Annotated in this window: 1 protein-coding gene; it reads right to left on the bottom strand. The window is 75.1% G+C overall.

Annotated features, from left to right (window positions below; genetic code table 11):
* Positions 1-758 (bottom strand): helicase-related protein (locus tag KBX53_RS34770; RefSeq protein WP_256443639.1); only part of this gene is annotated, 758 nt, incomplete at both ends.

Raw genomic sequence — 758 nt, 5'->3', positions numbered from 1 at the left:
GCGGCCGAACCCCGGCCGCCCCGGCCCCGCAACGTGTGCAACTGCGAGACACCGAACCCGGCGGCGTCCAGCACGATCAGCACCGTCGCGTTCGGCACGTCCACGCCGCCCTCGAGCACTGTGGTCGCCACCAGCCCGTCCAGGTCGCCGGCCGCGAAGGACCGCAACACCGCGTCCTTCTCGTCGGCCGGCAGCCGGCCGTGCAGCACCCCGATCCGCAGGCCGTGCAGTGGACCCTCGGCCAGCAGCGGGGCCACCTCGGTCACCGCCAGCGGCGCCCGCCGGCCGTTGTCGTCCTCGGGTGGCGGTTCCTCCTCGGCGCCAGGGCCGTCCCCGATGCGCGGACACACCACGTACGCCTGGTGCCCGGCGGTCACCTCCTCGCGCAGCCGCCGCCAGGCCCGGTCCAGATAGGCCGGTTTCTCGGCGGCCGGCACCACATGCGAGGCGATTGGCGACCGCCCCCGGGGCAGCTGAGAGAGCGTGGAGACCTCCAGGTCGCCGTAGACCGTCATCGCCACGGTGCGCGGGATCGGGGTCGCCGTCATCACCAGCACGTGCGGCGGCTGGTCGGCCTTGGCCCGCAGCGCGTCGCGCTGCTCCACGCCGAAGCGGTGCTGCTCGTCGACGACCACCAGGCCCAGGTCGGCGAAGTCGACCCCCTCGTAGAGCAGGGCGTGGGTGCCGAGCACGATGCCGGCCGCGCCGCTGGCCACCTCGCCGAGCGCCCGACGACGGGCCGCCGCGCCCCTGTCTCT

This window comes from Micromonospora sp. M51 (assembly GCF_018070305.1).
GTDB lineage: Bacteria > Actinomycetota > Actinomycetes > Mycobacteriales > Micromonosporaceae > Micromonospora > Micromonospora parva.
This window is presented reverse-complemented; position numbering and strand designations above follow the sequence as displayed.